The organism is Amycolatopsis sp. NPDC051371, assembly GCF_040682155.1.
In the GTDB taxonomy this organism is placed as follows: Bacteria; Actinomycetota; Actinomycetes; order Mycobacteriales; family Pseudonocardiaceae; genus Amycolatopsis.
Genome location: NZ_JBFBAG010000045.1, coordinates 89,926 through 96,449, shown reverse-complemented (window position 1 = coordinate 96,449; position 6,524 = coordinate 89,926). Strand labels below are relative to the sequence as shown.

Annotated in this window: 6 protein-coding genes; 3 read left to right on the top strand and 3 right to left on the bottom strand. The window is 70.6% G+C overall.

The features are described 5' to 3' along the window. Positions 1 to 115: 115 nt before the first annotated feature. Positions 116 to 1,591: an AMP-binding protein gene (locus AB0M59_RS41080; protein WP_364626710.1), complete on the bottom strand. Its 1,476-nt coding sequence runs from the start codon at positions 1,589 to 1,591 to the stop codon at positions 116 to 118. 130 nt (positions 1,592 to 1,721) lie between these two features. On the opposite strand from AB0M59_RS41080, the gene AB0M59_RS41075 reads away from it, so the two are divergent. Next, on the top strand, positions 1,722 to 1,967 hold the full coding sequence (locus AB0M59_RS41075) for a phosphopantetheine-binding protein (RefSeq protein WP_364626708.1): 246 nt from the start codon (positions 1,722 to 1,724) through the stop codon (positions 1,965 to 1,967). Here the strand turns inward: AB0M59_RS41075 and AB0M59_RS41070 are convergent. Beyond that, complete coding sequence (locus tag AB0M59_RS41070) at positions 1,960 to 2,919, bottom strand: ACP S-malonyltransferase (protein ID WP_364626706.1); 960 nt, start codon at positions 2,917 to 2,919, stop codon at positions 1,960 to 1,962. The two genes, AB0M59_RS41075 and AB0M59_RS41070, sit on opposite strands and share 8 nt — an antisense overlap. Beyond that, on the bottom strand, positions 2,912 to 3,862 hold the full coding sequence (locus tag AB0M59_RS41065; protein ID WP_364626704.1) for a proline iminopeptidase-family hydrolase: 951 nt from the start codon (positions 3,860 to 3,862) through the stop codon (positions 2,912 to 2,914). The genes AB0M59_RS41070 and AB0M59_RS41065 overlap by 8 nt, the downstream gene beginning before the upstream one ends. A gap of 281 nt (positions 3,863 to 4,143) precedes the next feature. Between AB0M59_RS41065 and AB0M59_RS41060 the strand changes: the two genes are divergently transcribed. Both AB0M59_RS41060 and AB0M59_RS41055 read left to right on the top strand, forming a co-directional pair. Next, positions 4,144 to 5,406, top strand: a complete 1,263-nt coding sequence (locus tag AB0M59_RS41060) for a nucleotide disphospho-sugar-binding domain-containing protein (protein WP_364626702.1) — start codon at positions 4,144 to 4,146, stop codon at positions 5,404 to 5,406. Further along, positions 5,397 to 6,521 (top strand): sensor domain-containing protein, encoded by a 1,125-nt coding sequence (locus AB0M59_RS41055; protein ID WP_364626700.1) that lies wholly within the window; start codon positions 5,397 to 5,399, stop codon positions 6,519 to 6,521. The genes AB0M59_RS41060 and AB0M59_RS41055 overlap by 10 nt, the downstream gene beginning before the upstream one ends. The last annotated feature ends 3 nt before the right edge of the window (positions 6,522 to 6,524 follow it).

The following is a 6,524-nucleotide window of genomic DNA, read 5'->3' as shown; positions in this document are numbered from 1 at the left end:
GGGCGATCTCCGCGGCCGGGACGCCGGAGCAGATGGCCACCGCGGCGCCGTCCATGACCTCGGTGCCGTTGCGGCACCCCCTGTTTCCCACTCACGACCGGCCGCGGCAGACTGCTCAGCCCACGGGCGCGGGCGCCAGGAGCTCGGCGGCGCGGGCCGCGAGGGTCTTGCGGTCGATCTTGCGGTTGGAGTTCAGCGGGAACTCGTCCACGTGCCGGTAGTGCCGCGGGATCACGCCTTCCGGCAGCACGGCCCGCAGCGCACGCACCATCTCCAGCACCGGCCGTTCGCCACCGGTGTAGAACACGAACAGCTCGGTCCCGACGTCTCCGGCGACTCCCAGAACCACCACGTCCCCGACCCCGCAGTCGCGCAGGGCGTGCTCGACTTCGGTCAGCTCTACACGCCAGCCCAGCACCTGGACCTGGGAGTCGAGCCGCCCGAGGTAGGCGAGACCGTCGGCGAGCCGGCGGACGCGATCGCCCGTGCGGTAGAAGCGCTTCCCGTCGCGGTCCAGGAACCGGCCCTGCTCGTCGGCCGGGTCGAGGTAGCCCGGGGTCATCTGCGGTCCGGCGATGCACAGCTCGCCTTCGCCGGCGTCTTCGTCCAGGAGCAGGTAGTCGTGCCCCGCGTGCACCTCGCCGATCGGCACCACGCCGTTGACCGCGACCCGCGGCGTCTCGACGTCGTCCCAGCGGTACCCCGACACCGTCACCGTCAGTTCGGTGGGCCCGTACAGGTTCTCGACCAGCGACGACGACGCCGCGGCCCGCCAGTCGGCCGTGTCACGGACCGTCAGCGCCTCTCCCGCGAAGAAGCTCCACCGCAGCCCGGGCAACGCGCCCGGGGTCAGGCCGCCGGTGCGGCGGACCAGGTCGATCGCGCTCGGCGTCGAGAACCACACGGTGAGACCGCGCTCGGCCGCGAACCGCGGCAGGTTCCGGTACGCCCCGCCCGGCAGCACGACCGCCGGCGCGCCCGCGCCCCACGCGCAGAACAGGTCGAACATCGCGCAGTCGAAGTTCAGGTCGAACGTCTGCGAGAAGACGTCGTCCGGAGTGAAGTCGTACCGCTCGTCCAGCAGGCCGAAGTAGTGGTCGAGCGCCGCGCGCCCGATCCGCACGCCCTTGGGACGCCCGGTCGAGCCCGACGTGAACAGCACGTATGCGGTATCGGACGTCGGCGCCAGCGGTGCCGATAAGGCTTGCGAAGCACGCGGCTCGCCGAGCACCGGAACGCCCTCGGGGGCCACCGCGCGACCCCGCTCGTCCGCGACGATGACGTCGATCCCGGCCGCCTCGACCATCTGGGCGGTCCGCGCCGCCGGGAAGTCCGGCCGCAGCGGGACGATCGTCGCGCCGGCGTACAGCCCGGCGAGGATGCCCGCGTACGCCGTGACCCCCTTGCCCGCCAGCACCCCTACGGTGCGGGCGCCCGCCTCGGCCAGCGCGCCGCCCCACAGCAGCGCCAGCTCGTGGAGCCGTTCGTAGGTGAGTGCCTGGTCACCGACGTGGACGGCCACGCCGCCGCCGGAGCGTTCGAGGCCGCGCAGGAACCGCGTGTGCGGTCCGCCTGTAAGACCCGTGTCCATCGTCGTCCTCCGCGTGTGAATAGGGGTGCCGATGCGTCGATCCGGGACGGTGACGCGCGGTAGAGTCCAAAACCGAACCGGGCGGTCGGTTTCCTCTCGGTAGATCCCAACCTAGCGATCCGGAGTAGCCATGTGGGACAGCACTTTCGACGAGACGCTGCGCTCGTACCTCCCGTTCCTGCCCGCCGAGGAGGCGTTGACCGCCGAGACGCCGCTGCGGGAGTACGGGCTGGACTCGCTCGCCACCGTGGAGCTGCTCTCCGTGCTCGAGCAGAGCTACAACGTGCGGTTCGAGGACGAAGCCCTGAACCTGGAGACGTTCGAGAACCCCGGCCGGCTGTGGAGCACGCTGGCCGGGCTGCAGCCCACTAGCTGACGCGCGACGGTCCTGCACCCCGGCGGCGGGGTTGCAGGGCCAGGCGCGGGTTCACCGTGACGACCTCGAAGCGGCTCGTGGTGACGCGGACGCGCCCGAACAGCGTGTCCGGCCCCGCGACCCAGAGCTTGCCCACCCCGTTTTCCGCCAGCGTCGAGACGACGTCCGGCCAGCGCAGCGGTTTCACGATGCTGTCGAGCAGCATGGTGCGCACCTGCTCGCCGCTGCGCAGGATCTCACCATCCTGGTCGGCGACGATCGGCAGCAGCGGGTCGTGGAAGTCCAGGTCGCCGAGCACCTCGTCCTCCGCCTTGCGGCGCAGCGCACCGAACGCCCGCGAGTGCAACGGCGGCCGCATCGTGTAGAGGGAGAGACCGCCCATGCTCCGGACCGTCTGCTTGAGCCAGTCGAGGTTCCGCTCGCGCAGGGAAACCATGTAGAAGTCATGATCGATGTAGCACGAGATGTCGAACCACTCACCCTTCCCCTCCAGCTGGGACAGGGCGTCCGTCAGCTTTTCCTCCGGGGTGCGGACGAACGAGTGCGTCACGACGTCGGTGTACTCGGTCGCGAAGAACTCGGTGAGGCAACGGGCGAGCTCCGCCGTCATCCACACGGCGTCCGGGAAGGTGAGCGACCCGGCGTATACGCTCGCCGGCTTCTCGCCGAAGCTCGGGCCGGCGCAGTAGTCGGGACTCATCCCCTGCTCTTCCTCGGCCCACTGGGCCAGGGCGACGCAGGTGAGCATGAACCCGACCTGCGCGTACGCCGAGTAGTCGCCCTCGGTCTCCCGGAAGCGGTCGACCAGCGAGTAGCCGAGCCGGTCGTTCGCTTCCGAAATCAGCTTGCGCGCGAAGGGGTTGATGAGCAGGAACTTGCCGAAGTCGGCGAAGCGGCACGGGCTCATGCCGGGGAAGACGACCGCCGATCCCGGCCGGGTGGCCTCATCCATGGCTGGCGACCTCTCGTTCGGCGACCCGGCTCGCGGGTGCGGTGGGCTGGATGTCCTGCAGGAATCCCAGCAGGACTTCGCGGAACCGTTCGGGTTCCTCGAGGTGCGGGACGTGGCTGGAGTCCTCGAAGATCTCCCAGCGCACGTCGTGGATCCGGTCGAAGTACGGCTGGATCGTGACGGGGGTGGCTTCGTCGTGACGCCCGGACACGAGCAGCGTCGGCACCTCGATGTCGTCGAGGTGCTCGATCACCGAGTAGTCCTTGAGCGTGCCGGTGACGGTGAACTCGCTCGGGCCGTTCATCGTGGCGTAGACGGTGTTGTCGTCGGCCATCTCCATGAACGAGGCGAGGTAGTCGGCCGGCCACGGCAGCACGCGGCAGACGTGCCGGTCGTAGAACGCGCGCATCAGCTCGAAGTACTCCGGCGCGCCGGTGGTGCCGGCGGCTTCGTGCGCCCGCAGCTGGTCGTCGACGCCCGGCGGCAGCTGGGCGCGCAGCACGTCCATCTCCTGGCGCCACAGCGGGTACGACGCCGGCGAGTCGGCGATCACCAGCCCGCGCAGGCCGTCCGGGCGCTGCGCGGCGTGCCGCGCGACGACCAGGCCGCCCCATGACTGTCCGAAGAGGACGTAGTTGTCCTCGATGCCCAGGTGCTGCACCAGGTTGTCCAGCTCGTCACCGAACAGCTCGGGCGTCCAGAAGTCCGCGTCCTGGCCCGGCAGCCGCGTCGAACCGCCGCTGCCCAGCTGGTCGTAGTGCACGACCGGGAACCCGTGCTCGGCGAGCGAGCAGAGGTTCAGCAGGTAGTCGTGTGTGCTCCCCGGCCCGCCGTGCACCACGACGACGGCGGGCAGCTCGCCCCCGGCGGTGCCGGTGACCCGGTACCAGGTGCGGTACCCGCCGAAGGGAACCCAGCCCTTCGCGATGGGTGCCACGGCCATGCTCATCACCTCTTCGTTTCCCTCACCCCGGCGCAGGCGGCCGGACCCACGTTCCTGTCTAGTCGCCGCGAGCCCGTCGGAACCAGCCCCTAAGGGGCATCTAAAGCCGCTCTAAGCTTGCTCGACCTGCCTAGCGCACAGCGGCGCGTCGCGGAAGGAATCCCTACCGGAACAGGGGTTCGCGACCCCTACCGCCGCGTTGCCGGGTCGGCCTGGCGGCGCCGCGCCACTACCTTTTGTTCGGTAGCGGTGTTCCGCCCCCGAGTTCGGAGAGTGCGTCGATGCGCGTCATGATGATGGTGTTCCCGACGAGGACGCACGTCTACAGCATGGCCCCGGTGGGCTGGGCGCTCGCCGCGGCCGGGCACGAGGTGCGCTTCGTCGGTCAGCGCAACCCACGCGAGGTGGCGTCCTTCGCCGAAACCGGCCTCGACGCGATGTGGTTCGGCGACGAGCTCGACATCGCCCGCCACCGGCAGCTCCAGGTGGACGGCGACAACGCCATGCAGGGCGGCTTCCGCATCTCCGAGAGCCGGCCGGAGCGCTACACCGAGGAGTACGTCCGCACCGTCTACGAGCACTGGGTCGAGGTCTTCCGCTGGACCACCCCGGACTCGCTGCTCGACGAGCTGGTGCGGTTCGCGAAGGGCTGGCGGCCGGACCTGGTCGTGTGGGACCCGATGATCTACGCCGCCCCGATCGTCGCGCACGCCCTCGGCGTCCCGCACCTGCGGATGATGTACGCGGCGGACCAGACGGCGCGGATCGCCGCGCAGTACCGGGACCTGCGCGCGAACCACCCGGAAGACACCGCGCCCGACCCGTTCGTCGAGTGGATGACCGCCGCGGTGGGCCGGTTCGGCGCGTCCTACGACGAGGCCCTGCGCCACGGCGTCAAGACCCTCGACTGCCACCCGTCCTACCTGCGCTACGACGGCGTCGGCGTCGACTACGTGCCGGCGCGGTTCATCCCGCAGAACAAGCCGATGGCGATCCCGCGGTGGGTGCTGGAGAAGCCCGAGCGCCGCCGGGTGATGCTGACCCTCGGCATCTCGAACCGGCAGGTGCTCGGCGTCGAGGAGACGTCGGTGGCCGACCTGCTCGACGGCCTCGCGGACCTCGACGTCGAGGTGATCGCGACGCTCAACGAGGCCCAGCTCGCGTCGGTGAAGAAGATCCCGGACAACGTGCGCGCGGTGGACTTCGTGCCGATGAACGAGCTCCTCGCGAGCTGCTCGGCCATCATCCACCAGGGCGGCGGCGCGACCATCGGCAACGCGGTCGTCAACGGCGTCCCGCAGCTCGTCATCCCCGGCACCACCTGGAGCGAGCGGGTCTCCGCCGTCGCGCAGGAGAAGCGCGGCAACGGCTTGGTGCTGGATCTCGAGGACGTCACGCCGCAATCTGTCCGAAGCGGACTGAACCGGCTGCTGGAGGAACCGTCCTTCCGGGACTGCGCGCTCGAGGTCCGGGACGAAATGCTCGCGACGCCGACGCTCGACGACCTCGTACCGGAGCTGGAACGGATCGCGCGATGCCGGTGACCGGACGGCCGAAGGTGGTGCGCACGATCGGGTTCCTCATCGGGAGCCTGCCGATGCGGATCGCGGCCTTCGTGCTAGTGCTCGTCACCATGCTGCTCGGCATCGCCACCACCATGCTGTGGGTCGGCATCCCGATCCTCATCACCGCCACCTCCCTGGTCCAGAACTTCGCCAACCTGGAACGCCGCTGGGTGCACACCATGCTCGGCGTCGACGTCCCGCCGCCGCGGCGGCGCGAACACGGCCCCGGGCTGCTGCAGACGTGGCAGACCCGGCTGGTGGACCAGGCCACCTGGCGCGAGGTGAACTACGTGCTGCTCGCGTTCCCGCTGGGCATCGTGGAGTTCATCGCCGGGATCGTCTCGGTCGCCGTGCCGCCGTTCGGGATCTTCGTGGCGCCGCGGATCGGCGCCCTGCACGCCGCGCTGACGGCGTCGATGCTGGGACCGGACCGGACGGCGCAGCTCGAGGCCCGGACGCGGCAGCTGACGGACTCGCGCGCCCGCGGCGTCGACGCCGTCGAGGCCGAGCGCCGGCGCATCGAACGCGACCTGCACGACGGCGCGCAGCAGCGGCTGGTGGCCGTCGCGATGAGCCTGGGCCGGGCGCAGCTGAAGCTCGACGTAAACGATCCTGCGGATACCGCAGCCGTGCGAGAGCTGATCGGCGCCGCGCACGCGGACGCCAAGCTCGCGGTGTCCGAGCTGCGCGACCTCGCCCGCGGGATCTACCCGCCGGTGCTGCAGGACCGCGGCCTCGACGCGGCGCTGTCGTCGCTGACCGCGCGGATGCCGATCCCGATCGACGTCGAGGTGACCGTCGATCCACGGCCGCCCGCGCCGGTGGAGACCACGACGTACTTCATCGTCAGCGAGACGCTGACGAACATCACCAAGCACGCCGGCGCCGACCGCGCGTCGGTGCGCGTGACCCGCGACGACGAGACCGTGGTCGTCGAGATCCTCGACAACGGTCACGGCGGCGCTTCCGTCCGTCCCGGTGGCGGCCTGGCCGGGCTCGCCGACCGGGCCGCGACCATCGACGGCGTGCTCACCGTGGTCAGCCCCGTGGGCGGCCCCACGGTGGTGCGCGCCGACCTGCCTGTCCGCTGGTGAACT

Coding starts and splice junctions, on each gene's coding strand:
- AB0M59_RS41075 (WP_364626708.1), top strand. CDS start 1,722: ATGTGGGACAGCACTTTCGACGAGACGCTGCGCTCGTACCTCCCGTTC.
- AB0M59_RS41060 (WP_364626702.1), top strand. CDS start 4,144: ATGCGCGTCATGATGATGGTGTTCCCGACGAGGACGCACGTCTACAGC.
- AB0M59_RS41080 (WP_364626710.1), bottom strand. CDS start 1,591: ATGGACACGGGTCTTACAGGCGGACCGCACACGCGGTTCCTGCGCGGC.
- AB0M59_RS41065 (WP_364626704.1), bottom strand. CDS start 3,862: ATGGCCGTGGCACCCATCGCGAAGGGCTGGGTTCCCTTCGGCGGGTAC.
- AB0M59_RS41055 (WP_364626700.1), top strand. CDS start 5,397: ATGCCGGTGACCGGACGGCCGAAGGTGGTGCGCACGATCGGGTTCCTC.
- AB0M59_RS41070 (WP_364626706.1), bottom strand. CDS start 2,919: ATGGATGAGGCCACCCGGCCGGGATCGGCGGTCGTCTTCCCCGGCATG.